A 26,278-nucleotide genomic window follows, 5' to 3' on the forward strand; every position below is an offset into this window, starting at 1 on the left:
TCCCTCGCAGCGGGCGACCGGCGGCATGAGCGTACTCGACAGAGCCCGAGGCAAGCGGCGAGGGAAGGTAGCGACGGGGTGGCCTCAGTTCAGTCAGCCGCCAATCAGTCCTCACGCCCAGGAGGCCGTTAGGAGCCAGAACGCGCTTCCTCATCACTGGATTAAGGGGAGAACTTACGATCGATGGCCATCGGCCGGCGGCATTTCGGGGCCGGGCGCTACAGCCCGAAGACGTTGTCAGAAATTCTCGTGGCGTTCTCTGGTGGATCCTGCCCGTCGGAGACCACGATGAAGCTTCCCGGCGAACCGCTTACCCCCAGCGGGGGGATGTCTGAACATCCCACCACCCAGTCCATCTCGTCGGTATAAGCGATCAAGCAGACCCCGTCGTCTGAGGTGCGGGCAAGCCAAAGCTCTGCACCCTCGTAGGTGCCGACCGACCGGCTCGAGTCCAGCAGGATCTCGTCATCGTCCGCAAAGTCCAGGGTTTCGGGCGGCGAGTCGTTGGCTTGCCGTTCCCGGTCGAGGTCACTGAATCCGTCTGTGGACGCGCAGGACGTCAGCACCGCGACGCTAACCGTCAGCGAAGCCACTAGGCTCCATCGTCGGAATGACATTCGCACTCCTCAACACTGGGGTCGTAGCGCACGAGCCTACCCTTTGGCACGCCACAGTGGCAGCGTGCTCGAAACGGAAGGCCGAGATGGAGCACGTGGCGCACCCGTCCATCGCGCTGAAGGACCCACCAGCGGCAAATGAGGTCGGGGGTGGCTTGCTGGTTGTAGCTGCCGGGGGTCCCCGCGATGAGGAGCGAGGATGCTGCTCGCGCGAAATGCCTGCGCGACTCGGTCGGGCCCCCACGTAATCAGCTCGGGTAGCTCATGTCCTGCATCGAATAGCTCGCGCCGCATGGCAAGAAGCTCACCGAGGAGACCGAGGGCCTTGTCTGACCACCGAATCGTCACCCGGCTGGAGAAGGTGCTGATGGAGCGCAAGACGACGTTGACCGAACTATCCCGCACGACGGGGATCACGATGGCCAACCTGTCCATCTTCAAAAGCGGTCACGCCAAAGCAGTTCGGTTCAGCAGCCTTACCCTCATCTGTGGCGCCCTCCATTGCGCGCCGGGGGACCTCCTCGACATCGTGCCGAAGAAGCCTGCCCAATGATCGGCCGCTTCGTCCCATCGGCATGGTCGGACGCTACGCGTCCTCGTTGCGGCAGAACAGGACGTTGGGGTTGACGCTGGGCACTGCTGGCGACGACGGAGGCCTGGGTGCTGTCGCCGGTTACTGACACTCGCATCCCTGAGGTGGACGTGACCCGGGTCGCGGTCTGGCTTCCAGTTGTTCGCGCGGCCCACTGACCCCATGTTGGCAATCAGTGCAGGATGATTGATGGATGGGCGGGTACGCTGACGTCATCTGCAACCGCGAGTGTGAGGAGCCAAAGACGTGCGAGGAGTCCCCTACTTGCGTTATGTCATTCCGCATCTGGTTGCGCTCTCACTCGGTACGGTCATGGTGCTGACAAGTTCTCGCGGTGAGAGCATGTTCACTTATGGCTGGGTACTCATTGGCGGCAGCGTGCTGTTCAGTCTGATCTACCTGGCCATGATCAGGCGTGGTCATTTCGCCGGCCACCGGGGCGGCGACCGCTGATGTTCATAACAGGTATCGGCCGCCACGTGGGTGGGTATGGGTGTAGCTCCTGCGGAGGACAGGATCTACAGGTGCTGGAAGGGGACGAGGCCACCTTCGATCACGTCGGCGGGGCAGTGGACCTGCAGATCCGGCGTGGATACCGCTGCGAAGACTGCGGGAATGTCACAATGCTGGTTCCCCCGGGGCGCGATGAGGATCGATCAAGCCATTGGTAGGCCAGTAGGGCTGGATGGGACCCGAAGTCATCGGCGCGGCGACCAGTGTGGCGCAGCCGTGGCGGGGTGGTGCTGTTGCGTACCGTCTTGGTTGATGACGATGGTTGTCCCTGTTTGGGCCCTGGTGTGTGCGTCGCGGAACGGGTCCAGCGTGGAGGCGGTTGACCCGTCATGACCGGAGGGGGAAGTTCGTGACGCTGAGACCTTTGAAGGCAGCACGTCTGGGCTCGATGGATGTGGCATGGGCGTGCATGCTTGAGGGCGGGAGTTGAGATCGTGCTCACTAGGGCGCAGGATCAGTTCATGGCCGATGACCACGTCGACTTCATGGTATCTCTGGCGGCACGCCGGGACCTCCAAGGCCTTCGGGATGAGCTTGCACCAGTTTTGGCTGGACTCGAGGGAACGCAGCGTCCGCACGTACCGACCCAGCTCCTCAACTCCCTGGACTTGTTCCTGGACTCTTACGGACCTGACAGGTGGAGTGAGGCAGTTGGCGACAGCAGGTAGCAACTGGACTTCGCCCGCAACGGCATGACAGTGCATCCGAAGGTGCGCTGCCGGGTCGACGCTGCAGCCGTGTTCTGGCATCTTCCGGGACGCGCCACCAGGCCGTACTGGCCCAGTTGTCGGCGGTGTCGGCCCGGTCCGGTCCTCCCGCCACCGAATCACGCCGCGCAGGAGGGCGGCCGCTGCGCATACCTAGGGCTGGAGCGCTTGGACAGCGCTCACGATGACGATCTGATCGGGCGCGAGCCATGGTTGGGCAGTCGCGTAAATGGCGTCGACGGTTGCCCGGTCGGCGACCACGACCTCGACGTACAAACGAGGATCGGTCCCACCACTCCCAACACTGTGGAATCTGAGGTCCGATCGTTGAGCCACGGCGTCCTGCGCGGCCCGCAGGTCCTGATCGGAGGGGACGTTCCGCGTCTCGAGGCACAGGGGCCCGGTGTAGACGTCGCGGATCACGGCCCGGGAGGCGTCCAGGTCGGTGCCCTCGGTGAGCAGCACGTTCATCACCCCGCCGTCTGAGACCCAGGACGTCGCATAGCCGGTAAGGTCCTGGCGTAGCAGGGTCAGGAGCGCCTGCTCCTCGTCCATCCCAGCCGGTCCCTGGGTGCGACCGGCCTGGTCGACGCCGGCTACGTCGGCCGTGGGGTCCTCACACAGTGCGGTGAAATCCGTGTCGAGCCAGTCAGTCATGTCATAACCCGCAGGAGGCTCAGGGTTCAGTGGCCGGGTAAGGGTGAACGTCCCCTGCTCGCCGGCCTCCGGGGCGTAGTGACCGATGGCGTACACGGTGTCGTCTGTCCAGGTAATCCCGTCTTCCTGCTGGACCTCGTGATCGGCCCAGGAGAACGCCCCTTCGAGCTCTGGTCCGATGCAGTCAGGCGGATAGATCGCTGTTTTCGGGCCGAAGCAGAGAACCACCGGATCCTGCACCGAGCGCTGATATGGGCTTGCGGCCAGGACGACCTCATTCGACAGGTCCACAATCTCGGGCTCGTGACCGGCGGTCGCCTGTGGCGCGGGGGGAGCGCTCGTTGCAGTCCCCGTTACGGCCGAGCCGTCCCCGGTTGGTCCCGACTGGTTCGCGCACGCCACGAGGAACAGCGCCGAGCCGAGCCCCACAAGCGCGGCAGCAATTCTCATGCTTCGCATCATGGCAGTTCGACGCGACGCCTGCCCGGATCGTTCCGCAGAATCGGTCTGCCCGGTCGGGCGAAAGACTCCGTAGCACCAGCACCCGATCGCGATTGCGCCCCCATGAGCGACGACACTCAACATCTCGCATCGAGACGGCCCTCAAGTCACGACCGGCGGCAGAAGCGGATAGCTTGGAACGCGCCTCGACCGGGGTCATGGGTACGGAACTGAGCTCGCGTGTTTGCCGAACTGCCACTGTCGGTCATTGACGTCGAGCGTGAGTCTCTGACTCGTGCCTCGTCGCAAGAACCGGCGCCTGGATTCGATGCACCCTTCCCCGTCCAGATAGGCGCGAGCGACTAGGCCGAGCTCGCGCAACGCGTCGTCTTTCGGTGCGTCGTCATCGTCGTAGTCAAACAACGTAACGCTGACATCAAGGTCGGGGATACGCAGCTCGAACCACTCGTATGTGGCGCACAAGTGCGCGCGGCGGTCTTGCGCCGCAGAGTGCAGGTGGGCGCAGTACGTCTGGGGCCTCTTGGCGGCAGCATCTTCCAACACGATCGAGACGTTTTCGTCGAAGATCTCGGCAACAACCCGAGCCAGGAGCGCTTCAACGTCGATTGCCATGCGGGCACTCTTCCAGAAGGAGGTTGCAGGCGCGCTGGGCCAAGCCGGCATCTTGCGTCGGGAGTGGCTGGCCTTGGGAACCAAAGGAGTGGTGCACACTCTGCGCATGGGCCTGTTTGATCGCTTTCGTTCCAAGTCGCATGACGACGCCGGTCTCGGCGCTCATCACCGTGGCCTCCGCCTTGCTCACGAGTCCGATGGGCGAGCCTCGTTGACGCTTGACCTTGGGGGCCTGCCTACCGACGCAGCCGTGCAGGATTCAGGGGAAGAATCGAATGGCGCATTCTGGGAAGGAGTCGCCTCCTACGTGACTCCTGCCTTGGCCTCGCGGTAGACATGGACTCGGAAGGGAAGCATGTTTGCCGTCTATGGCCACCGGACGGACCTCGAGACGCTGCGTGAGCTGCTGCAGCCGCTGGTCCATCAACCCGAGGCGATGACAGGCCTGTTGCAACGCGCCCGAGCGGACGGCGTGGTGCTCGAAGGGTACGGGCGGTGACCAAGCGGCATTCGCAAAGAAGCCACATGCGGCAGATGCGTGCGTCTGCAGGAGGCCCATCCTGGTCGGCTTAGCACTCTTGATTGAGTGAGGGAGTGGGTCGATCCCCGTGGATCGTGCCTGCAGCAGGGGGGTCGAACGTCTTCAGGAAGGGACCGGGTCGGCCGTCACGCGCTTTAACGCGTGCTGGCCCGCAGCCCTCGTCGATGGCGCCACCAATCAGCCCGACACCGAGTAGGGCTAGGAGCCAGAAGGCATTGTCATCTGCTCGATTGGTAAGGTAGAGGAAGGCGATACCGAAGGCGAGAATGCCGACAATAAGCGCGCCCAAACTGTCTTTTCGCATCGAACGGGTCCCTTCCGAGGGCGGGGCCGCAGGGGTCGTCCTCGTACGCCTCCGTCGGCGGAGCACACTACCGGAGGTCTGGTCGAGCCAGCCGTGTCCAGGACTTGCGACCGGCGGCAGAGTCGTGCGTGAGGCGGCGCATTTCCGGCGTGTGCTTTGCGGCTTCTCGAGCTTGGTGGTTGAACTGTGTCGTGAATTCCGGTAGTGCCGCCGATCGGGGAAAACTACCGCGACCTAGCGAGTGGGCGCGCTTGGTTTGCCGGGATGCCCGCTGGATGGCGTGGACCGGGTAGGCAACACAGGAGGACGTCGGCAGAAGCGCAGGGGTGAAGCCCTCAATTCTGTGCTGGGGTGGGGCAAGGGCAGTCTCATCGACTTTGCTTCAGCATGGCTGTATGGTTCTGCCGGATGGGCGCGCGGTGGGCTCACCTTAACGAGGGAGTTGAGTGATGAGGTACTTGCAGCGCACTCTCATTTTGCGCCTAGTGGCATCGTCCCTCGCGCTTACGGGCCTGCTGTCCGGGGTACTGGGATCGGGTGTTACGGCAACCGCATCGAGCGCACCTCAAGAAGTGGCTTCCGTCGCATCAGCCCTTGGGACGAGCGGGGGGCGGGTTCACGGTGGCGATCGGTACGCGACTTCTGCGGCGATCTCAAGGCACGCGTTCCCGCAGGGAGCCGATGTGGTGTACCTGGCCCGTGGGGATGAGTTTGCGGACGCCCTTGCTGGAGGGATGCTGACCGACGGCCCCATCCTCTTGGTGCGGGCCTGTGGTGGCGTTCCCAGGTCGGTGCGCGCCGAAATCGCTCGGCTGAATCCGTCGCAGGTCGTGGCTCTGGGTGGTCCTAACGCTGTCTGCGATGCCAGTTTGGCCGAGGCGGCCGCAGGGCGGCCCGCCAGTCGGCTCGCCGGGGTGAACCGTTACGACACCGCCGTCGAGATCTCTCTGCGGGCTTGGCCCGAGCCAAACGATGCGGACGCTCTGTACGCGACCAGCGGGCACGCCTACGCCGACGCCGTTGCCGGAGGCGGCCTCAACGATGGTCCGGTCTTGCTGGTTCGGCCGGACGGTTCCTACCCAACCTCTGTCCTGGCCGAGCTGGGCCGCATCTCGGGTCCTCCTGTAGTAGGGCTCGGTGGGACCACGGTCATTTCTGACGCCACGCTCGCCGATATGGACTGGGGCACCTCGCAGTTGCCTGACAGGTTGCACGGATCGAACCGCTACGACACTGCAGTCACCATCGCTGGCCGTGCCTATCCCGAGGGCCCCTCGACGGTGTACCTCGCCAGGGGCGACACCCTGGTAGACGCCGTCGCAGCCGGTGGGCTCGCTGACGGGCCGGTGTTGCTAGTCGGCCCGACCTGTGGTGCGCTGCGCACCAGCGTCAAGACGTACCTGTCCTTGGTGGCACCGCAGCAGGTGCTGGCCTTGGGCGGACAAGGAGCGGTCTGTGACGCGACAGTGGACGCGGCCGTCGCCGCGGCCACTTCTTCCCCGGCCTTGCCGGGTATGCAGATCAGTGGCGGGCCAAGCCTCACGTGCGGCGTGACCACCGACGGTGAGACGAAGTGCTGGGGCTACAACGCTGGCGGAGGCCTGGGGGACGGCACCCTCCTGGACCGTCCGAGCCCCGGACCTGTCCTTGGCCTAGGGCCGGGCACGACCAGTACCATCGAAGCTGGCGGCCCCTCGTGCGCCTTGCTGTCCAACGGCTCGGTCCAGTGTTGGGGCGGCAATACTGAGGGCAGTATCCCCGGGGCTGGCGCGTACACCGCTGTGCCGGTTGACATCCCACGGCTAGGTGCCGGCACGACTGCCCACATCAGCCTTGGTCAGAAGCACGGTTGTGCGATCAGCATCACCGGGGCCACCCGCTGCTGGGGATCGAACTCCTCCAGCCAGCTAGGAGTTGGGCTGCCGAAGGGCAGCCTGTACGCGTTGCCGACGCTCGTGCCCGGTTTCGGTCCCGGCACGACACGACAGATCGATGCCTTCTATCTCGGCACCTGTGCCGTACGCCTCGACAGCTCGGCGTGGTGCTGGGGCACCAACGTGGGCGGGAGGATCGGTGATGGCACCCGCACCGAGCGCAACCTGCCCACCGCAGTGGTCGGCCTGGGCCCAGGGACCACCGCCCATATCGCCACCGGCACGTCCCACACTTGCGCAGTGACCACCGAAGGCGCAGCGAAGTGCTGGGGTTCGTCGGCGACTGGTGCGCTGGGGAACGGGAGGTTGGGGCCTGATGTGCTGACCCCGGACGATGTCGTCGGTCTGGGTGAGGGGACCACCACCATGATCGACGCCGGCTCTGCGTACGCCTGTGCTGTCACCACCGACGGGACAGCGAAGTGCTGGGGCACCAACGTCTACGGGAAACTAGGCATCGGCGAGGGCATAGACTTCCAACTCGCGCCCCACCCAGTGATCGGTCTGACCAACAACACCAATCTCATCCAGACGAGCACAAACACGACCTGCGCCATTACCACCAGCGACGAACTCCGGTGCTGGGGCGACAACCACCTCGGCCAAGTCGGTGATGGAACGACTACCGACCGCCGCACCCCGGTGCCTATCCCCCTATGACGCCGCTCGACGTTGCACAGGTCAACGTTCGCTCCCTCCCCAACGGTTGTCTGCTCGCGGCAGAAGAGTGACGCGGGCGGATTCCCCGATTGGCCGGAACACTTCCCTCGACCGGCCCGTCTAAGTGGTCAGAAAGGATGTGGTCACATGGGAGCCAGCATGAGCGCTCGGAAGCATCTGTTGTCGATAGCCATCCTTCCTGTGCTTGGTCTGGCGTCAGCGTGTGCCGGCCCGTCCTATGCGCCCAGTCCCAGCTCCCAGCCAGAAAGCCACACTCAGGTACCCCCGGCCCCTCCTCCCTGGCGGACGTGTCGGATCCCAGCTCGGCAATGTGCGACACGTTCACAACGACGGAGGCTCCCTCCGTCGAAGCGGTGCAGGCCATGCACGCCGCCGGGCACACGGGTTACGGGGCTCACAAGCCGAACGAGATCCTCGAGCGGATGGCGCGAGGCGAAGACCCGGCAACGGGAGCACCGGGAGATGGTGATCCTCCAAGCGCCGACCTGACCGCCTACTTCAACGACTTCGCCGAAAGCGTGGGGAACTCATGGGCACCCGGGGAAGACCACGCCGATGAGCTCAGCTTCGCGGCTCCACGAGCCAGTGGTGGATCCCTCCAGGTCAAGAGAGTCACAAGCCGCTGGTTCCCAACGGAGTGGAGCGCTCCACGCCCCTGCACGCCCTGAAGACCGGCCGGCCGACCCTCCCAGGTGCGGCATGAGCGGACGGGCCCGATAACGCTGTTGCTGACTCCAATGCCCCGCCGATGTACTGAGGTGCCATCGGGTTCGCGCGCGAGCGGGAGGTGTGGTTGTGACGAGTTACAACGAGCTTGGCGAGGTGTACGAGTGGCTCATCTCGGATGCCAAGCTCGGTCCGGTCGAGTTCGCCGCGTCTTTCGACGACGTCCTCGGTCTCCTCCCGTCGGACGCTCACGTCCTGGATTGTTCGTGCGGTACCGGGCAGTTGGCGGTTGGGCTCGCCGGTCGTGGCATGGAGGTTGTGGCTACTGACGCCAGCGACGTGATGATTCGTCGAGCGCAGGAGTTGGCCCTGGAGTTCGAGGCACGTGTCCGCACGCTGCGGGCGGCGTGGGAGGAGTTGCCCGACCATTTTGATGACGGCACCTTCGACGTGGTTTTCTGCGTCGGCAACTCACTGCACCATGCAGAGGGCGCGGGAGGCAGGCTTGCTGCTCTGGACTCGATGGCACGGCTTCTGCGCCGTGGCGGGCGTCTGGTACTCACCTCGCGCACCTGGGAACGCGTCAGGGCTAAAGGTTCCCGGCTGGACATCGGGGACCGGCTCGTCCGCCGAAACGGCCGCGACGCCGTCGTGATCTACCGGTGGGAGATAGCGCCGGGTTGGGAGGATGAGCATCACATCGAGATCGCGATCGCCCAGCTCGATGGGGGCGGGTCGGTCATCGTCCGTTCGGAACTGCTGTCGTGCTGGCCCTACCGATACAACGAACTCGCAGCCGAGTTGCGCCAGGTCGGGCTCCGCGCGGAAATGAGCACGTTCAACCTTGAGGCCGAGAACTACACGGTCGCGGCGAGCAAGGTGTAGACAACGGATAACGCGAGTTCCCGGCCAGCCTAGAGCGTCGCTCCTAGGCGGCTGAGGCCCTCATCGGCGCGAACGAGTCGCGGCAGTTGCGGATGTCCAGACCAGGGCTCACCCTGGTGGCCCAAAAAGTTGTTCGACTCCACGAGCCACGTGTACGGCGAACGCCTTGTGCGGATAGAGGAGGATGCCGTCCTGCGAAGCCGATTTTGCGAGATGCTGCAGTGTCAAGGCAAGGGACGCCAACGCGGGCGGGGGCCTTAGGAGCCAGACTCTTCCGGGGGGCCGTGGCGGCAGGCCGCATTCATGAAGTGTCTCATTGGCCTCTGCCTCGGTCCGAAGATAGGTCCAGGTGGACCACGGCATGCGCTGGACGGGGCCGTCATCGCAGACCATGGAGGAGAAGCGTGCTCGAGTATCCCGGACCCAGGCTCGGGCGGCGTCGGGCCAAACAGCCGGCAAGAAGCAGAAGAGCAGACTCTCGGTCAGGGGCTCGAAACCTAGGGGCGCGCCGCGCTGAACGCCCGGTATCTGCATCACGTCGTCCGATTCCACCACGTCGGCGCTGCCCCACTCCCTGCGGCTGAACTCAGCTTCTTCACTCTCTCGTGCCCAGTCAACGCCGCTCATAGGCGCAGTCTGGCATCACACCCCCCATGCGAGCCTGATCCAGTCGGGCCCCTGGTGCTTGACCCGCCGGCATGCGGCAGATCCGGATGTTGGTCCGAGACGCTACTCGAACTCGTCAGAATGGGTGGAGCGCGGCCGGCGAAGCCGTTCGGCCGCCCCCGGAAGGGCGAGACCAAGGACAATAGAGGCGGGAAGGGCAATCACCGCCGAGTAGGCCCAACCCGCGCGGGAGAACGCCGTGAACAAGGCCCCCAGAGCAGCAGCAGCTATCAGCGCCACCGACGCGGTGAGGAGGGAGTGCGGGAGCCGACCCCACTGGGAGGTGTAGATCGAGCCCGTGATGCCCGCTGCACCACCGCAGACCGCGCCCACCAGTATCCCGAGCAGTGGCAAGGCCACCAGCACGGACGTGAACGTGTACTCCGCAGACGATCCAGTGCCCATGTAGAGCGCGACCCCGATGCCGGTCAGCCCACCAAGGGCGATGCCTAGCAGCAAGCCTGCGGCGCTGGACTGCCAGTAGAACTGCGCCTGATTCTCCCTACTCGTCACGGTGATGATGCTGCCTCACAGCCACGGGTAAACGGGTGCGCACAGGTGGCAGAGTCGTGCGGCCCTCCTGCGGCTACGTCGCCTGATCAGGTGGTCTGCTCGTATCTGGTCAGCGCGTCCATGTAGGCGTCTCGGTCGAACTGGAACTCGAGCCCTTCATAGTCTGCGCCATATCCCGGCCCGAAGTCCGACCATGTCACGGTGTCGGAACCGACTTCGATGCGGGCCAGGAGTGGCCCGCAGCCAACGATTCCGCACGTGCATCCCAGAATCGCTGTGCGCCCGGACTGATCTTCAGTTTGTTGGCCTAAAAGAACCCCGGTCATGTCGGTCCCGATGGAGCGACCAAGAAACTCGCGCGGCTTGAACCCGGGCGGTAGGTAAGTGCGGACCCAGTCCACGAGGTTCTTGCCGTCCACGAGGATGTCGACCGTGTCGTAACGCCTCGACTCCTCTCCCGGATGTGTACCCTTGGTGATCTGCAACTCCAGGTCCCGCGCTTTGATCACTGTTTTCTTCACGGGGCCACCGCCGACGCGGATGGCGTAAAGGCCGTCCTGGATGTCATCGCTTTTGAACGTTCCCCACATGCCGGGAGCGAACGCCACCAGCAAGGCGCCTGTTTCCTTGTCGCTGATGTGCAATGCGCCGGCATCGATGGTGACGTCGAAACTGTCGTCGACCGTCGTCCGCCTTGTGGTGAACGAGTAGAACCGTGCTCTGGTCGTCGCCGTCGCAGGGCAGACGATCGTGAATAGGGGGGTGCGAGGGCTGCGGAGGGCGGCTTCCGGAATCTGCCCCACGATCTGGTTGACGCTGCGGTCCGCCTCCATCGTCACGAGACAGATTTGAGGCTCCGTGTCGGTCTCATCGCTCATGCCTCCCCAGGTTATATGCCTCAGGCGCCCGCAGACCCCCAGTGACATCGCCCAGCATCTCGTGTGGGTCCACGTACCCCCGACTTTCCAGCTTGGCTTGTGCCATGACGGACTGACTGCGGCGACGCCCGCCTCGCTGGTCCACTCGACATGCCCGTCCTCGCGAAAGGCGGCAGGAGCGGACGTGCCGCGTCCGTAGTAGCTGCAGTACAGGAGGCGTCCGAGCCTCCTGTTCGACACCACCCGTGCGCCCCAACGGTCCCGTCCGGAATGTGGGTGAGGAAGTGGCTGTGCTAGTTGCCGCTGCGCGGCCTTGGGTAAGCGGCACACGTCACCAGTCTGTATCGCGCCGTGAACGACTCAATTGCAGCGCCCAACGGTCACCCATCTGCATCCTCACTGATTCCGTCGACGTACTCCCAACCCGCTGGGGTGCTCCAATGCCAGCCACGTTGCCCACCCGAAGCGAACACCCACAATTCGTCCACATCTGGTGGAAGTCTCGGCGGCCGGCTCGGCAGACCAAAATGATCGAACTCGTTGCCGAGACCCGCCATGAACGGCCGACTGATTGAACCGTCGGTCGCCCAATCTAGTCGTACAAAAAGGTGCCGAACCTCAGCGCCTGAGTCGCGCAACTTTCGAAGGTTATCCTGATGTGCGCCAACGAATTCCTCCACGGCCGTCAAAGACGCGTCACTACCCTCTGCCACATACGACCCCATCCTTGAGATCGAAAGCCTGTGGGTTCGCTCGGTCGGCGAGCAGTCGAGGACAGTCAGTACGTGGTTGAAGCAACACTGCTTCCACCCCTTCACTTGCCAGCTCACGGAAGAGGGCGCGACCCTCGCCCGAGTCGTCTTCGCTCCAAAGTTGGGCGGGCAACATCCATACATCAACGGGACAGCCCCGCTCCTCCAGACGGACCAGGAGGCTCTCGAGTCGATCTGCGAGACCGGCGTAGGTTGTTCCTTGCTCTCTGACTGTCACCTGCCAGCATGACTGAAGGGACGATCTGTCACCATAACTCTGACTGTGCTTGCGGAAAGCGGCAGTCGCCGCGTGGAGGTCTTGGTCCGTAAGTGTCGTGACTTCTAGCGAGCAGGCCCGAGACGAGGCATCGTCGAACTCATAATCCACGCGACCGTCGGTGTCGGTGAAGGTTAGTTCGACACCAAGATGGGCTTGCACTATGAGGCGAGCGTGTCTCTCATCGGCACTTTCTGTCATGGGCACCTACCCAGTGTGCCGCATGGGTCAAAGGCCGACACCTAAAATGGTTGTCAGGATGCGACGTCACCCGGATCCCGGGTGCACCGATCCACCACACCTCAACGGACTGTGAAACGCCTGTCCTCTGGGCTGACCACAGGATGCAGGCGTCATGGTGGTTGGCCTCTTCAGTTCGAGCAGCCGGCCATGTGGTGGCCTGCGCCAAACACGCGCTCATCGGCGTGACAGTGATGTACCGACCCTCGGCGCGATGCCGATCACCTGCATATGCCTGAGGGGTGCGCTTTCACGGTTGGAGACGTGATGATGCCACGCACCTCGGGGGAGTGGTGCCGGTAGGACTGCCGGCGTGCGTGTCGGACTGGGGACCCGCGGTCTCCCGGAGCACGGCGGCGCCGGCCGCGGGTGAGGGGAGGCCGATGACGGTACCGTCAAGCTCCGACGCCCGAACCGGGGCATGCGTGGGCGTGGTTTCACCCGGGCAGGCGAAGGCGATCCGCAGCTGCACCACCGCCCCGGGACGTGGCCGTTACCGTTGACCAGGGTGACCTGTCCGGCGTTGTGTGTCACCCCGTTGCCTACCTGTTCCAGCGGCGCCACGTCGACGTCCTGTCGCAAGCGAGGCGTCCGTCGCTGTGGTCGGTGGCGGCGCCCAGCACCTGCTTGGCCGCCACGAGCGCATGGTCTGGACTGACAGGACAGGGGAGTAGCGAGGTCAGCCCGGATCTATACGCCTGAGCCGACTTTTGTCCTGTGGCTGTCGACCTACGCTAGAACGCATTGATCAGGCTCAAGGTCCGCTCTCTTACGACGTCTATCGTATTGAACCACCTACCCCAGCGCGCATCCGCGGGGAAGTCAGGGCGCCCGGTGCCCATCTTCTGGTTCGCGAAAAAGTCGAGCTCCGAAGCCATGGCATACCGCCCGGTCAGCCTGCCTTCCAGTCCCCATCGTCCGCATATGGGGCACGTCGCCAGGACCAAGAGGTGGTCGCTGGCGGCTAGTCGATGGTCTCGATGAGGTCGCCGGTCGTGATGTCTCCGTCATTCAGGACGTCGGCGCGCAGGCCGCCGCGGTGGATCAGGCCCCGGAGTGTGCACTTGGTGGTGAGCCGTTCCAGGTGGGAGCACGGCTCACACAACCGCTGGCCAAGGCACTGGACGTCGCCGATCCGGAAGCGCCGCCCGACCAGGGCGTTGAGGTCGATCCCGCGGGTGACAACGTTGCGACGTGCCTCGGCGTAGCCGATGGTGCGGCCCTCGGGCAACCTGAGGCTGTCGAGGGCTTCGGCCTCGATGAGGGTCAGGTCGTAACCGCGTGCGGTGTCGTTGGCCGGGGTAAAGGTGCCCGCCTTGGCGGCGTAGCGGTCACCGTCCAGGCCCCGGTTGGCCAGCGCTCTCCCGTGACTTACGGTGCGCATGGCGCCGGTGGCCCGCTCTGTCAACGCGATCGTTTCGACCGTGCCGCTCAGGTGCGGCAGCGGCAGCGTCGGCGCGATGAGAGCCGGGTCAAGGCCACAGAGGACGTAACCCTCTCGGACAGGGAGCTCGGTGGCGGCACGACCGAGCAGGCTGGGGTCCTGGGGACTAAGCACGACGCCGGAGGGGGTGCCGAACATCAGGACGGCAGTGAGGTCCGCAGCGTCCACGCTGTGGCCCCTCTTCTCGAGGACGGCCAACCAGTACCCGGGCCAGTTGAAGGTGGCAGGCTTCGCGAGCGTCACCAGCCCCGCGCCCCTGCCCGCGAGCCAGCTGCGCCAGTGGCTGATCGCTCCCGGCAGGTCGGCCTGCGGCTGAGGGACCTCGGCAAGTGGCGTCTCGGTCACGGACGCCACACAAGCGGCGAAGGACCGCGTCACCTCAGCAACCGCCCCGTCGGCGGGCAGGTCGACCTCGATCATGCAGTCATCCTCACACGCGCGGCCCGTTGCCGCGGAGGCAACTGCTGCAGCGCCGCAGCCATCGCTCCCCGTTCAGCGACGTGTGTGGCGTGGTCGGTAACGGCCCGCCCAGCTCCGGTTCCCGAGGTCCGGTGCCAGGGAAGAACGGCAGCCCGCCCACGACGGCGGGCCACGTCACGCTGCAGGTTGACCATCGTGCGACGGACATAACCGATCTCTTCACCCGGCCGCAGGTTCCCCCAACGCCCATACACGCGGGTCAAGGCCTCTTGTACCAGGTCACGAGCGTCGTCGGCGTCCGAAGTGAGGTACCAGCCGATCGGAGCAGCTCCGCGCTCTCGCGGTCCACGAAGGCCGCGAACCGCTCGTCAGCCTCCCCGTTCACGGTCCAGCCTCATTTGTGCTCGCCATACCCCTCCCACGACCGACGCACCGCCAAGGTTGCCACGCCCGTCTATCTCGCCATCGGGGCAAGGGTCACGGAACACGCGCCAGCGTCCCCAGGGCGGCATGTGAGTGCGCTCTCTCATGTGGCGATGACTTGACTCTAGGGTGATGTGCGGAGGCAGCGGATCCTGTTATGGAAGACGTGCAGTGAGGGCAACACTGAGGTGGTATGGGTGACTGAACAGGAAGCCGTCGCGCACCTGCGAGCTGCACCACGATTGCGCCGACGGCAGACGCACGGAGCAGCGCTGCTGTCTGCAACTTTCGCCGCAGTCACCTACACCCTGCTTACCGTCTCTCTGTGGGACCACCCATGGGAGCGCGCTGCTATTCAGGGGGCTACCTGGTTCGCGTTCGGCGGCATCATCGGCTGGCTGGTCACCTCGACCAACTCGCTGAACAAAGTTGCCGCCAAGGTGGAGTCAGTGATCCGCGCCGAACTGATCAAGGTGGACGGTCAACTGGTGACTGCACGCCAGGGCGATGGCAGCGAGCTTGTATGGGCGGTTAAAAGCCCACGCAAGTTGCGCAAGTTGGCTCTTGGAGTCGGACAGAGTATCTGGCTCGCAGCACCAGCTCGACGGGGAGATCACATCCTGGCGATTGCTTCCTCTAATGCGGACAACCGCCAAACCCCCACGGCACTGTGGCCCGCCGACGTCCCATGGACGCCCGGGCCATGGGATTGAGTAGAGCGCTCGCAGCGACATAAGCGTGCGAAGGGATCGGGACGCGTCTGAGCACCAGTTCCGCCCGGACCGCCGCCCCGTTCACATCCGTTCGACGCGGTCGGCCTGTGGTCCTCGATCGCTCTGTCGCACCTGGTATCGGACCCGATCGCCCTCGTGCAGCGCCTCGGCGTCTCTAAGAACGGACACGTGCACGAACAGGTCCGCGCCTCCCTTGTCCGGGGCGATGAAGCCGAACCCCCGCTCCGCGTCGTAACGCTTGACCACTCCCTCGCCGCCGCGCGCCGGGACGTGGGATGCCTCCCGTTGTCCCGACCGAGCGCGGGTCGTCGACGTCGCGGGTGCGCCCCGCGGTGTCGAGCTGCGCGCGAGGCGCACGTCGCGAGCCTGCGGGCCCTTCTCGCTCACGACGATGTCGTACGTCACCCGGTCCCCCTCGCCCAGCTCGGGGAGCCCGTCGGCCAGCGCCCGAACGTGGACGAAGACATCGGGGCCGCCCGACTCGGGGGTGATGAACCCAAAGCCCTTGTCCCCGTCGTACCAGGACACGGTGCCGTCCGCCCCGTCGGCGGCCACGGCCTGCTGGGCGGCCTGGGCTCCCAAGGGGAGCAGATGGTCAGCCTGCGGTCCCTTCTCCCCGTCGACGACGAGGAACGCCACCCGTTGCCCCTCCGAGACCACGCCGCCGCCCACGATGGCCGAACTGTGGAGGAAGATCTCCGCACCGCCGCCGTCGGGCGTAATGAAGCCGTACCCCTTGGCTGGCTCGTACCAGGAGACGGTGCCGAGCAGGCCCAGCGGTGTATCGGCGGCCTGGTCGGCCGTGACCCGGACGCGGCGTGCCTGCGGGCCGCGGTCCCCCTCGCCGATCTCGAACTCGACCACCTGCCCCTCCCGGAGCAGCTTCATGGCGTCGTCGCTGACGAGCTCGGATGCGTGCACGTACAGGTCCTCTGCATCCTGCCCGAGGGCGATGAAGCCGAACCCCCGGTCGGCATCGAACCAGCGGACGGTTCCCTGGGTCACGGCTGACTCCTTGTCGAAGTTTCGGTCGGTGTTCCCCCCATTGTCCCCGACGGGACTGCGACAAGGCGCCCGGCGCCCAAAGTGCCGCACCGTCTTGGCAAGTGCCCCGACTGCGACATCCACGGCACCCAGCGCTGCGCCGACAGCGGCAGAGTCGGATGTGCGAGAGTCGCCCGTGCGGGCCGAGAAGTATGTCGGGCCCAAGTGGGACCATGGCGTCAGCCCGAGGACTAGGCAGCTCGGATGTCACGTATCCGTGCAGCAGTCCCCAATCCAGGTGGCAGCTTCTGGCGGTGAGGAGTGATGATCCGTGTCTGTCAGCGCTCAGCAGGACGTGCTGCGCCTCGTAGGCACCACCCTGTCCGATGGGGAGTGGTGCCGGCTTGAGGTGCGAGGTAGCGCTTCTGGCGCGCCGTCACCTGCGTCGGCGGATGGGATTCGTCTCGACACCGTTCTGCGCGGCATCGTCAACTTTCACACCCAAACAGTCCTGGGGTGGGCATCTTTCCGGCAGACGTCACCCGTTCAGGGTGGTGACGTCGGCATGACACTCCCGAGTGTGCCGGTGGCGCAGTATGGGCCGTCGCTGTTCACGGGAGGACTCGACGAGCCCGGGGTGGAGCCGCTGCGGGTCGCTGGCTTCGCATCCAGTGCCGTCGCGCCGGTGTACTGGCTCCGCGGAGCGGGTGAAGCCTCGCGAGGTGCGCGTGGGGGGCCGGAGGGCTCAGAGAGTGATCCTGCCCTGGGCCCCGAGAGCGATGAGGTGTCGTGGTATCAGGCGTGGATTGACCCGCAGCAGGCCATCGCCCGCTCCCCGCACGAGGAGAGGGCCGCGGTTCGCCAGTCGTTCGTGGCTGCAGGCCTGAGCCTGGACAAAAGGCTGCGGGTCGGTCTTGCCACCACGCATGATGCGCGTCGCCTGGTCAGGGTGGACCTGTCCTTGCCCAGATTGCACTCACAACCTCCTGCCCCCTGGCGGCTGCGATTCATGCCGGGGCCGTCGATCAGTGGGGACGTCGGGGCGGCGTTGGCGGACCGGCCGGTGCGGGAGGTTGTGGAGGAGTTCGTCGGACCGGCAATTTAACGCTCACTGCGAAGGGACCTGGCACTTCCGGGGTGCTGCGCGCTACCCGCTTTCCACGCGGGCCCCTTGCCTCTCGGCCACCCTCGCCAAGTCTGTCCTGCACACCACACCCGACGTGATGTCCATGCGCATCGCCTGGACAGCCCCCCGACGCCGACGGCGAGTACCCGTCCGGTGTATCCACCGTCTCCTCGGTGGCTGACCCACCCCGGCGCGGCTGAACTCGAACTACCAGCCGGTGCTGCCTGTTGGGTGGACCCGGTGCTCGAGGTGCCTGCCACGCGCACCGAGCAAAGCAGGCTTGGCTCGATGGCGTTTGACCGCGCCAGCGAACAGGGTCAGTGCTGGCGCCAAGAGGAACACGGCAGCCACGGTGGCCGCTCCGTGCACCGAGGTGAAGAACGCAGCGAGGACGGCCACCGTTCACGATCAGTTCTGGTTGAGGTGGCGTCCACAGACTCCCGGCCGCCATGATCACGAGCCCTTGCGGGGATCAGGAACGGGGAAGCTGTTCCGGGCGCATGGGGGCGGTCTCACCCATGTCATGCTCGGGCGATTGATCGTCAACGTTGGACCCGGTCGAGCTGCTCTTTCTCGTCGTTCGGGGTCTAGGAGGAGGGATCGATCTCCTATTGGGTCGACGCCGTCGTCGGGACTGTCGGGCAGTCGTGCCGTGCGGGCGCTGCTGCGCCTGCCATATCCGCCTTGACTAGTCACCTAGCGTCCGCGCTTTGAGGTATGCGCATCTGCCTGGTTCCATGGTGGTTGTGCACCCCCGCCGCGCGATCCTCGCCCTGACCATGGTCTTCACCGGGGTGCTGGTCGCCTGCGAGCCAGGGGTTGAGGGCAGTCCGTCCAGCCTGGCGGAGGATGTCGCAACAGGCTTGGAGAGTGGGGAGTTGGAGGGGTTGCCGCTGGTTGACGGCACCGTGACTGACGCTGAAGCGCAGCGCGAGAGCGCCTGGGTTGAGCTGCAGCGAGACGGCCTGCCCCTGCAGGTCGAGGTCGAAGTGCTCGACGTCCGCGAGGATCCGGACCTGCAGCGAGCCGAGGCCACCTTGCGTCTGGGCTGGGACCTGCCGGGTGAGGGGGAGGATTTTGTCCGGGAGGTGCCGCTGCAGATGCGCGTTTCCGAGGGCGCGTGGGTCGCGGCCTGGGATCACGCGTTGCTCGGTGTGCCCCAGGGTCAGCTGCTGCAGCTGGAGGAGCTACCGCCGCCGCCTCGCGCCGATATCGTCGACACGGACGGCGAACCGCTGGCGATGGCGCGCCCGGTGTGGCGCATCGGCATTGACAAGACCCGGGTCGAGGGCGAGCAGGTCGCAGGCGCCGCCCGAGACCTGGCCGAGGCCGCCGACGTGGACCAGGACACCTATGCGGCGTCCGTCGACGCCGCGGGTCCTGAGGCCTTCGTGGAGCTTATTACCTATCGGCAGGAAGACCCTGCTGGGCGTGAGCTCGTCGCAGTCACCGAGCAGATCGACGGTGCGGTGGCGCTGGAGGCTGAGGTGGTGCTAGGCCCAACCCGGACCTTCGCCCAGCCGCTGCTCGGCACGGTCGGGCCAGTGAGCGCCGAGATGGTAGAGCAGGACCCGGAGGCCTACGCCGCGGGCGACCTCGCCGGGCTCTCCGGCCTACAGGCCGTTTTCGACGCGGAGTTGCGCGGTGAGCCGGGGCTGCGGGTCAGCGCCGTCGACGGGGGCTCCGGGGCGACCACCCCTCTGCTGGAGCGGGAGTCGGTGACGCCGGATCCCCTGCGGTTGACACTGCATACCGGGTTGCAACGGGCCGCCGAGGACGCACTAGCGCAGGTGGGCCCTGCCAGCGCCCTGGTCGCGATCGACCACACCAGCGGCGACGTCCTGGCGGTCGCGAATGGTCCGGGGTCGGAGGGGGCGCAGACGGCGCTTGCCGCCCAGCATGCGCCCGGGTCGACCTTCAAGCTCGCCTCTGCCCTCGTCCTGTTGCGGCACGGCGCGACGCCGGAGACGACGGTGCGCTGCGAGCCGACGTTGGTGGTCGATGGTTATCCCTTTAGAAACGTCACCGGTTATCCGGAGTCGGCGCTGGGCGACATCCCGCTGCGGACTGCGATGGCGCACTCCTGCAACACTGCGCTCATCGGTGAGCGTGATGAGATCCCGATGGAGGAGTTGGCTCAGGCTGGGACCGATCTCGGGCTCGGTGGGGTCTGGGATATGCCCGTCACGGCGTTCAGCGGGGCGGTCTCACCCGAAGCGGGCAGTCAGACCGAGCAGGCCGCGAGCCTCATCGGTCAGGGGCAGGTGCTGGCCTCGCCGGTGGCGATGGCAGTAGTCGCGGCGAGCATCGGGCAGGGCGGCACGGTCGTGCCCCGCATCGTCGCCGGCCAGGAGGTTCCGCCGACGCGGGGCTCGCTCACCGGTGAGGAGGCGGACGCATTGCGGGCGATGATGCGTGCCGTGGTGACCGAGGGCGGGGCGTCGATGCTCGGCGACAACCCGGGGCCGGAGGTACTGGCCAAGACTGGTACGGCCGAGTTCGGCACCCACGACCCGCCGCAGACCCATGCGTGGATGGTTGCGATCCAAGGCAACCTCGCCGTGGCGGTCTTTGTGGAGGAGGGGGAGCTCGGGTCGACGACGGCCGGGCCGATCATGGATGCCTTCCTCACCGATGCCGTCACGATGCTGCCCTGAGCCCTTAGGCGGCGGGCCGCGCCATCCCCGCATCGCGCCGACAGTCATGGCGCCACATCGGGGTCGTCGGGGGTCAACTTCTTCAGTGTCTGGAAGCAACCCCTGAGGTGCGACGTCGAGTTAGTTCAATGGCCGTCAGCGAGCAACTCGACCAGGCCTGCCATCAAGGCCACCTGACGAGGTAGCCCGCTCACCTGGATGTGCTCGTGCCGGGCGTGTGGTCCGTCACCTATCCCGCCCAGGCCGTCGATCACGGGTAGGCCAAGGGCCGCGATGTAGTTCCCGTCGCTGGCGCCCCCGACGGCCTGAGTGCCCACCACCTCACCCAGATCCCTCCCTGCACGTTTGACTAGACCGAGCAACCGTTCGGTCTGCTCGGTCGGGTTCATCGGTGGGCGGTTGCGGTCGATCATGATCTCGAGGCGGCAGCGGTCGTCGTGGGGGGCGAGGGCCTCCAACACTCCCACCACGCGGTCCTCTTCCTGCGGTTCCTGGATGCGGATGTCGATCTGGCAGGAGGCCAAGCCGGCCACCACGTTGCGGCCGGAGCCACCTGCAAGGAGGCCGACGTTGACGGTCGTGGCCAGGTCGGGGTCCGCGAGAGCCAAGACTGAGGGGATGAGTCGAGCCATCTCGTGGATTGCGCTGGCTCCCTTCTCTGGGTCCAGGCCCGCGTGCGACTCAATTCCGTGCACAACGATGTCAGCAGTGACCGTGCCCTTGCGCTGCACCTTGACGTCGCCACCGGCGCTGGGCTCCGCGATGAGCGTGACCTGCGACTCCCGCGCGGCCGCCTCGATATGCCTTCGGCTGGCCAGCGAGCCGATCTCCTCATCGCCGGTGAGCATCAGCCGTAAGGCTGGGTGGGGGATCTTAAGCTGGCGCAGCGCCAGGAGCATCCACACGGTCTGCACGATGCCAGCCTTCATGTCCAGTACCCCTGGACCGGACAGCTCATCGCCCTGCTGAGTCAGGGGCCAATCCTCAACCGTCCCCTCCGGCCACACAGTGTCGTAGTGACACACACTCAGGACCGATCCTTCGACCCCCGGACTTCCGGGCCAGGTAAGGTCGAGAACGTCGCCCCTGGGGCCTCCCTCGTGTTGCCTCCTTGCGGAGGGTTCACCGAGGCGGGTCGTCACGTAGTCCTCGATCTCAGCCAGACCAATCTGGAGCAGGTCCTTACGGTTGCTCGGAGTTTCCGTGTGAACCAGGCGCCTGAGGTCCTCGAGGAGCTCTGTGAGGTGATCCTGAACGTACTTTCGGACCTGCGCGGCATGAGTCATTCGATCGCGCCTTTCAGCGAATGGGAACGGCAGGACCGAGCGGCAACCCGATTCCGTACCAAAGCGTGAAGAAGGCGAACCAGCCTACTAGCATCGCCACGGACACTGGCAACGTCAGCGACAAGAGCGTTCCGATACCGGCCTTCTTGTGATACTGCTGGATGTACCCTAGTGCCAGTGCAAAGTAGGGGCTCATAGGGCTGATGACGTTAGTTGGTGAGTCGCCCATCCGGAAGAGCATCTGCGTCACCTCGGGGGCGACGCCCAGCAACATGAACATTGGTACGATCACTGGGGCCATTAAGGCGTATTGCGCCGAACCGCTGGTGATGAAGAAATTCAGAGCCGCGACGAGAATGACAAGGCCGGCGAACAGCACCAAAGTTGGCAACTCAAGCCGTTGGAGAATGTCGGAACCGCTGATGGCGATGATGGGACCGATGTTGGACCAGCGGAAATACGCAACGAACTGAGCGGCGGCGAAGAAGAGTACGAGAACCGGTGCAAGGCTGACGAGCCCTTTTCCCATCATGTTGGGAATGTCGCTGAGGCTAGTGATGGACTTGGTGATGATCCCGTAGATGACACCGGCCAGTGCAAAGAGTATGGCGATCGGGACGACTACGTCAGTCAGTAGCGGGCTGTCGAGCACCCCTTCATCGCCGCGGAAGATGGATCCGGGGACGAGTAGGGCAGCCAAGAAAATGGCGAAGAACGCTGCGGCACTCAGGGCTGCCCAGCGCAGTCCTCGCTTTTCGGCATCATCGAGGGCGAATTCGGAGAGCGAGTTTGATGCCGTGGGGTCGTCCCCTTCATTGTGTTCTTCCACCATGCCCCTGGTTATCTTGACCAGTAGCAACTCGGTGACCAGCGTGACGACCACGGCCAGGAAGATGGCAGAGGCCATCGAGAAGAAGTAGTTGGCGACGGGCGAGACGACATACCCCTCATCGATCAGCTGCGCCGCCGATGTGGACAGACCGGCGAGGATCGCATCCGTGCCAGTGATGAAGAGCGAAGCGTTGTAACCGGCACTCGCCGAGGTGAAGGCTACGATTGCGCCGAGCACCGGACTCCTACCTACGGCCTTGAAGGCGGCAGCGCCGAGGGGGATGAGCACGACGTAGATCGCATCGGAGGCCACCGACCCAGTGACACCGCACAGGGCCAAGGCAAAAGTCAGCCAACGTGCCGACACGACAGACACCACTGCGCGGATAGCGGCAGTTATCAGCCCTGAATACTCGGCGATAGCGACGCCCAACATGACGATGATAATCAGGCCAAGCGGCGGGAATCCTGTGAAGTTCGGTACTGCCTCGGTGATGATCTGGTGCAGGCCATCGCGGGTCAGGAGATTTACGACCTCGACCGCCTCACCGTCGGCCGGGGAGACCGCACTCACTCCCGCTCTGCCCAGAACAGCGCTGAGCACCAGGATGACTCCGCCCAGACCCAGGAAAAGCCAGAAGGGGTGCGGCAAGAGGTTGCCAACCCGCTCCAGCCCAGCAAGTGCCCTGACCAAGCGGCCCCCTTCGACGTCCCCCTTCTGCGGTCGAGACGACACTGTTGACACAATCTTCCCCTTAGAAGTGTGGGCAGCGGGGATCTTTATAGCACATCGTGCCTTCGGTGTATACCTTGAGTAGATGGCAAAGTGACTGGGATGGCTGGCGTTTGTTGTCTTCTACGGACCGAACGATGGTGTGCCCGCAGGCGCGGGATGGTCCGTGTGGTGGTGTGCGCTCCTCGACCGTCATCGCAGAGTCGCTAAGCCTTGAGGCGGAGCGTGCCTGTCTGACGGTTGATCAGGGCGGCGTAGAGCTCGTCGGCGGGGTCGGCGGTGCCGATGAAGTGCCCGGCTAGCTCGACACTGACAAAGCCGACCAGCGCCGCCAGCTCGGCCAGGACAGCTGCTGCACCGGACGGGGCCGCGCCGTCTAGCTCGTCGACGGTCGAGGTCATCTGCCGGAGCAGGGTCGGGTGGTTGAAGTGCGGCACCGGAGAGCCGGCGCCCACCCTCAGGAAGTGCCGCGCGACGGCGGCCGCGGGTTCGATGGTCTGCGGTGGCGCGACGTACCCCGGTACAGGTGTGCCGTAGATGAGCTGGAACTCGTGCGGTCGCGCGCGTCCCCACTCGCGAAGTGCCATGGCCAGCGCCTCCCAGTGGCGGTCCGGGCGCGCTCCGCAGACGTGCGTGAGGACGGCGTCCAGGTTGCCGTAGCTCTCGACGATCATCGCGGTGAGCAGGGCTTCCCGGGTCGGGAAGTACCGGTACACCGCCGAAGAGACCAGGCCCACCTCACGTGCCACCGCTCGCATCGACAGGCCCCCGCCGCCGCGGATGGCGATCTCGGTCCGGGCGGCTGCCAGGATCGCCGCCCTCGTCCGCGCGCGCGATCGCTCCCTCGCTCCGGCCATGCCCGGAGTCTGCCACAGACCGAGAGCGCCGCTCTTGATTGTGACGGCGGAGCTGGTCTAGGGTGGCACATACCGAGAGCACCGCTCTCACTTCTCAGGGAGCCCGTATGACGTCACGCCACCTGCTCGCCCCGACGGTCGCCACCGGCGTGCTGATGGCGGCCTACCTGCTGCTGCGTCCGTACGGTGACGCCCAGGAGGATTCGACTGCAGTCGCCGAGGCGTTCGCCTCGCTCTACTGGGTAGTGGCCCATGTCTGTGGTGCCCTGGCTCTGGCTTCGTTTGCCCTACTCGCCCTGCGGCTTGTGGATTTTGACGACCGGCCGGCCACCCGGATGGCACGCTGGAGCGGCCTGCTCGGCGTCGTGCTGGTGCTGCCCTACTACGGCGCGGAGACCTTCGGCCTCCACGCCGTAGGGCGGGCCGCGCTCAGTGGGAACACATCAGCGCTCGATCTGGTCGACTCCATCCGCAACCAACCGGTCGCGCTCACGATGCTCGGCCTCGGCCTGCTCCTGCTGGCTGGCTCCGGCATCGCCGTCGCACTCGCATGGCAGCACCGTCCCCGAACACCTGGCCCGGTGGCCTGGGCAGCGTGGCCGCTGGGCCTGGCCGTCGCCCTCATGCTGCCGCAGTTCTACCTTCCGCCGGCCGGGCGGATGGCCTTCGGCGTGACGTTCCTCTTGGCAGCCGTCGTTCTTGCGGTCGCGGTGTGGCGCTCGGAAGCACCCCTTGCGGCCAGCGGCCCCGAGCCTGTCCGGGCGGGCTGTGCAGAAGTCGCCTCATGAGCGAAGGCCAACTCGAGGGCGTGCAGGGCTGGACCTACAAGCGGCGCACTCCACCGTCGCCGGCGCCAACGAGCCCTCGGCAAGACCAGCCCGAGCGAGGTTGAGACCAGCGCTACCGTCGACCGTCGAAAAGGTCTCGATCGGGGCAAGGTCCGGACACTGCTCGGACATACCTGACACCGCGGGGCGGTGCGTCATGCACCGCGTCGGGCAGCCAGCTGCCGGCCCACAGCGCGGCTCCTGCACCAGGTCACGAGCATCGTCAGGATCTGAGGTGAGGTACCAACCGATGAGCAGCAGCTCGGCGCTCTCGCGGTCCACGAAGGCTGCGAAGCGCTCGTCGCCCTCACTAGTCACGGTCGGGCCTCATCGATGCTCGCCAGGTCCCTCCCACGACCACCGCACCTTCCGGGTTGCCTCAGTTCCACTCCGGGCCGGGCGGCAGCGGCGAAGGCGCTAGTATCCGGCTGAGAAATCAGCTCTCGACCGGCGCAGAGACGTGCTCGTGATATCCACCGGGGAGTGGCCGCTCCCGCCAACCGTCCGCAGGGTTACCGCAGACCATGGACGCAGTCACCTCGACATAACCCAGGTTGCAGAACTTCCACAGTTCCTTGGCCGCGGCGGGCACTGGAAGATCACCTGATCGACCTGCAGAGCAGCTCGCCGGCGCGGAAGCGATCGATCGTCCGTCAACCTGCCTAACCCACACACAAAGCTGGGCTCCTAAACAAGCCGCGATAATTGGTGTGTGCCGTCCGGTCACCGCCAAGGCGGCGAGAGGCTCAAGGGTTATGCCCAGCCGCACGTAGCGGTGCCATTGGTGTCACATCTATCATCACCCCGCGGGGCACCTCGGGCGAACCACGAACGTATGACGCTGCTGCGGAGGATCGACATGCCGACAGCCCTCACCCTGTGAACGGGCACTGCCCCTCCCAGTTGGCTGGCAACAGTGTGGGGGCTGCACCTTGGCCTCAAGGCGGGCACGCCGGCGACACCACGGCGCGTGATCCAATAAGCGAATGACATACTCGCTGACCCCCGAGGTCGAGAGCCGCCTGCATCTTGAACGCAATGTTTGGCTAGGAACCTTACGCGCTGACGGCTCCCCGCACATCACCCCAGTGTGGTTCGTATACGAAGCGGAAAGCTGGTGGGTCGGAAGCGACGGCCGTAGTATCAAGGTACGCAATCTGTCCGCCGACCCAAGGGCCTCCTTAGCGCTAGAAAACGGCGACGCCCCCGTGGTCGCCGAAGGGATTGCTCGCATCCACCGCGCGGACTTCCCCGACAAGATTGTCCGCGCCTTCGCAGACAAGTTCAACGGGTGGGCCGTTGAGGACCCCGCCCATTCCCTTGGCAACCGGGTGCTCATCGAGGTCGTAGTCAGCCGATGGCTTCTGACTGGCGAGCCAAAGTGAGCCCAGCCGAGAGGGCAGGGCCGGCGAAGATTGCGCCCCAGGACACGTTCGAACCCGCGCGGTTGCGAGTGGGG

The 26,278-nt window shown here is 65.5% G+C and carries 21 protein-coding genes; 9 read left to right on the forward strand and 12 right to left on the reverse strand.

What is annotated here, in order from left to right; all coding sequences use genetic code 11:
* Positions 1–218: 218 nt before the first annotated feature.
* The gene (locus FY030_RS06460; RefSeq protein ID WP_158060791.1) at positions 219–593 is read right to left on the reverse strand and encodes a hypothetical protein; all 375 of its coding nucleotides are present in this window, start codon (positions 591–593) and stop codon (positions 219–221) included.
* A gap of 349 nt (positions 594–942) precedes the next feature.
* On the opposite strand from FY030_RS06460, the gene FY030_RS06465 reads away from it, so the two are divergent.
* A complete protein-coding gene (locus FY030_RS06465) occupies positions 943–1,170 on the forward strand; it encodes a helix-turn-helix domain-containing protein (protein WP_337692489.1) in 228 nt (75 codons plus the stop codon).
* 303 nt (positions 1,171–1,473) lie between these two features.
* Complete coding sequence (locus tag FY030_RS06470) at positions 1,474–1,662, forward strand: hypothetical protein (protein WP_158060792.1); 189 nt, start codon at positions 1,474–1,476, stop codon at positions 1,660–1,662.
* Positions 1,663–2,582: 920 nt separating this feature from the next.
* On the opposite strand, the gene FY030_RS06475 is transcribed toward FY030_RS06470, so the two are convergent.
* Positions 2,583–3,536: a hypothetical protein gene (locus tag FY030_RS06475; RefSeq protein WP_158060793.1), complete on the reverse strand. Its 954-nt coding sequence runs from the start codon at positions 3,534–3,536 to the stop codon at positions 2,583–2,585.
* A gap of 207 nt (positions 3,537–3,743) precedes the next feature.
* The gene (locus FY030_RS06480) at positions 3,744–4,160 is read right to left on the reverse strand and encodes a hypothetical protein (protein ID WP_158060794.1); all 417 of its coding nucleotides are present in this window, start codon (positions 4,158–4,160) and stop codon (positions 3,744–3,746) included.
* Between the two features lie 355 nt (positions 4,161–4,515).
* Between FY030_RS06480 and FY030_RS16330 the strand changes: the two genes are divergently transcribed.
* The 3 genes from FY030_RS16330 to FY030_RS06490 all read left to right on the forward strand — a co-directional run bounded on the left by FY030_RS16330 (position 4,516) and on the right by FY030_RS06490 (position 9,171).
* Entirely contained in the window at positions 4,516–4,659 is a 144-nt protein-coding gene (locus FY030_RS16330) for a hypothetical protein (RefSeq protein WP_192498750.1), read from the forward strand.
* Positions 4,660–5,454: 795 nt separating this feature from the next.
* Positions 5,455–7,599: a cell wall-binding repeat-containing protein gene (locus FY030_RS06485; RefSeq protein ID WP_158060795.1), complete on the forward strand. Its 2,145-nt coding sequence runs from the start codon at positions 5,455–5,457 to the stop codon at positions 7,597–7,599.
* Positions 7,600–8,415: 816 nt separating this feature from the next.
* A complete protein-coding gene (locus FY030_RS06490) occupies positions 8,416–9,171 on the forward strand; it encodes a class I SAM-dependent methyltransferase (RefSeq protein ID WP_158060796.1) in 756 nt (251 codons plus the stop codon).
* 108 nt (positions 9,172–9,279) lie between these two features.
* On the opposite strand, the gene FY030_RS17290 is transcribed toward FY030_RS06490, so the two are convergent.
* The 5 genes from FY030_RS17290 to FY030_RS17295 all read right to left on the reverse strand — a co-directional run bounded on the left by FY030_RS17290 (position 9,280) and on the right by FY030_RS17295 (position 14,681).
* Positions 9,280–9,798 (reverse strand): DUF5956 family protein, encoded by a 519-nt coding sequence (locus FY030_RS17290; RefSeq protein ID WP_420371874.1) that lies wholly within the window; start codon positions 9,796–9,798, stop codon positions 9,280–9,282.
* Positions 9,799–9,900: 102 nt separating this feature from the next.
* Positions 9,901–10,350, reverse strand: a complete 450-nt coding sequence (locus tag FY030_RS06495; protein ID WP_158060797.1) for a hypothetical protein — start codon at positions 10,348–10,350, stop codon at positions 9,901–9,903.
* Between the two features lie 86 nt (positions 10,351–10,436).
* Entirely contained in the window at positions 10,437–11,228 is a 792-nt protein-coding gene (locus FY030_RS06500; protein WP_158060798.1) for a hypothetical protein, read from the reverse strand.
* 2,233 nt (positions 11,229–13,461) lie between these two features.
* Positions 13,462–14,361: an MOSC domain-containing protein gene (locus tag FY030_RS16570; protein ID WP_202879774.1), complete on the reverse strand. Its 900-nt coding sequence runs from the start codon at positions 14,359–14,361 to the stop codon at positions 13,462–13,464.
* The gene (locus FY030_RS17295; RefSeq protein ID WP_158062683.1) at positions 14,358–14,681 is read right to left on the reverse strand and encodes a sigma factor; all 324 of its coding nucleotides are present in this window, start codon (positions 14,679–14,681) and stop codon (positions 14,358–14,360) included. The genes FY030_RS16570 and FY030_RS17295 overlap by 4 nt, the downstream gene beginning before the upstream one ends.
* A 300-nt stretch (positions 14,682–14,981) precedes the next feature.
* Between FY030_RS17295 and FY030_RS06515 the strand changes: the two genes are divergently transcribed.
* The gene (locus FY030_RS06515) at positions 14,982–15,497 is read left to right on the forward strand and encodes a hypothetical protein (RefSeq protein WP_158060799.1); all 516 of its coding nucleotides are present in this window, start codon (positions 14,982–14,984) and stop codon (positions 15,495–15,497) included.
* Positions 15,498–15,578: 81 nt separating this feature from the next.
* Here the strand turns inward: FY030_RS06515 and FY030_RS06520 are convergent, their stop codons facing one another.
* A complete protein-coding gene (locus FY030_RS06520; RefSeq protein ID WP_158060800.1) occupies positions 15,579–16,523 on the reverse strand; it encodes a cold-shock protein in 945 nt (314 codons plus the stop codon).
* A gap of 1,842 nt (positions 16,524–18,365) precedes the next feature.
* On the opposite strand from FY030_RS06520, the gene FY030_RS06525 reads away from it, so the two are divergent.
* Complete coding sequence (locus FY030_RS06525; protein WP_158060801.1) at positions 18,366–20,285, forward strand: penicillin-binding transpeptidase domain-containing protein; 1,920 nt, start codon at positions 18,366–18,368, stop codon at positions 20,283–20,285.
* A gap of 125 nt (positions 20,286–20,410) precedes the next feature.
* On the opposite strand, the gene FY030_RS06530 is transcribed toward FY030_RS06525, so the two are convergent.
* The 3 genes from FY030_RS06530 to FY030_RS06540 all read right to left on the reverse strand — a co-directional run bounded on the left by FY030_RS06530 (position 20,411) and on the right by FY030_RS06540 (position 23,992).
* Positions 20,411–21,571, reverse strand: coding sequence for a M20/M25/M40 family metallo-hydrolase (locus FY030_RS06530; protein WP_158060802.1), 1,161 nt, complete (start codon positions 21,569–21,571; stop codon positions 20,411–20,413).
* A gap of 13 nt (positions 21,572–21,584) precedes the next feature.
* Entirely contained in the window at positions 21,585–23,096 is a 1,512-nt protein-coding gene (locus FY030_RS06535; RefSeq protein ID WP_238348592.1) for an AbgT family transporter, read from the reverse strand.
* Between the two features lie 245 nt (positions 23,097–23,341).
* A complete protein-coding gene (locus tag FY030_RS06540; protein ID WP_158060804.1) occupies positions 23,342–23,992 on the reverse strand; it encodes a TetR/AcrR family transcriptional regulator in 651 nt (216 codons plus the stop codon).
* 107 nt (positions 23,993–24,099) lie between these two features.
* Here FY030_RS06540 and FY030_RS06545 point away from each other — a divergent pair, with 107 nt between their 5' ends.
* The gene (locus FY030_RS06545; protein WP_158060805.1) at positions 24,100–24,780 is read left to right on the forward strand and encodes a hypothetical protein; all 681 of its coding nucleotides are present in this window, start codon (positions 24,100–24,102) and stop codon (positions 24,778–24,780) included.
* 1,025 nt (positions 24,781–25,805) lie between these two features.
* Complete coding sequence (locus tag FY030_RS06550) at positions 25,806–26,204, forward strand: pyridoxamine 5'-phosphate oxidase family protein (RefSeq protein ID WP_158060806.1); 399 nt, start codon at positions 25,806–25,808, stop codon at positions 26,202–26,204.
* Positions 26,205–26,278: the final 74 nt, after the last annotated feature.

It is taken from the genome of Ornithinimicrobium pratense (genome assembly GCF_008843165.1).
GTDB classification, from domain to species: Bacteria; Actinomycetota; Actinomycetes; order Actinomycetales; family Dermatophilaceae; genus Ornithinicoccus; species Ornithinicoccus pratensis.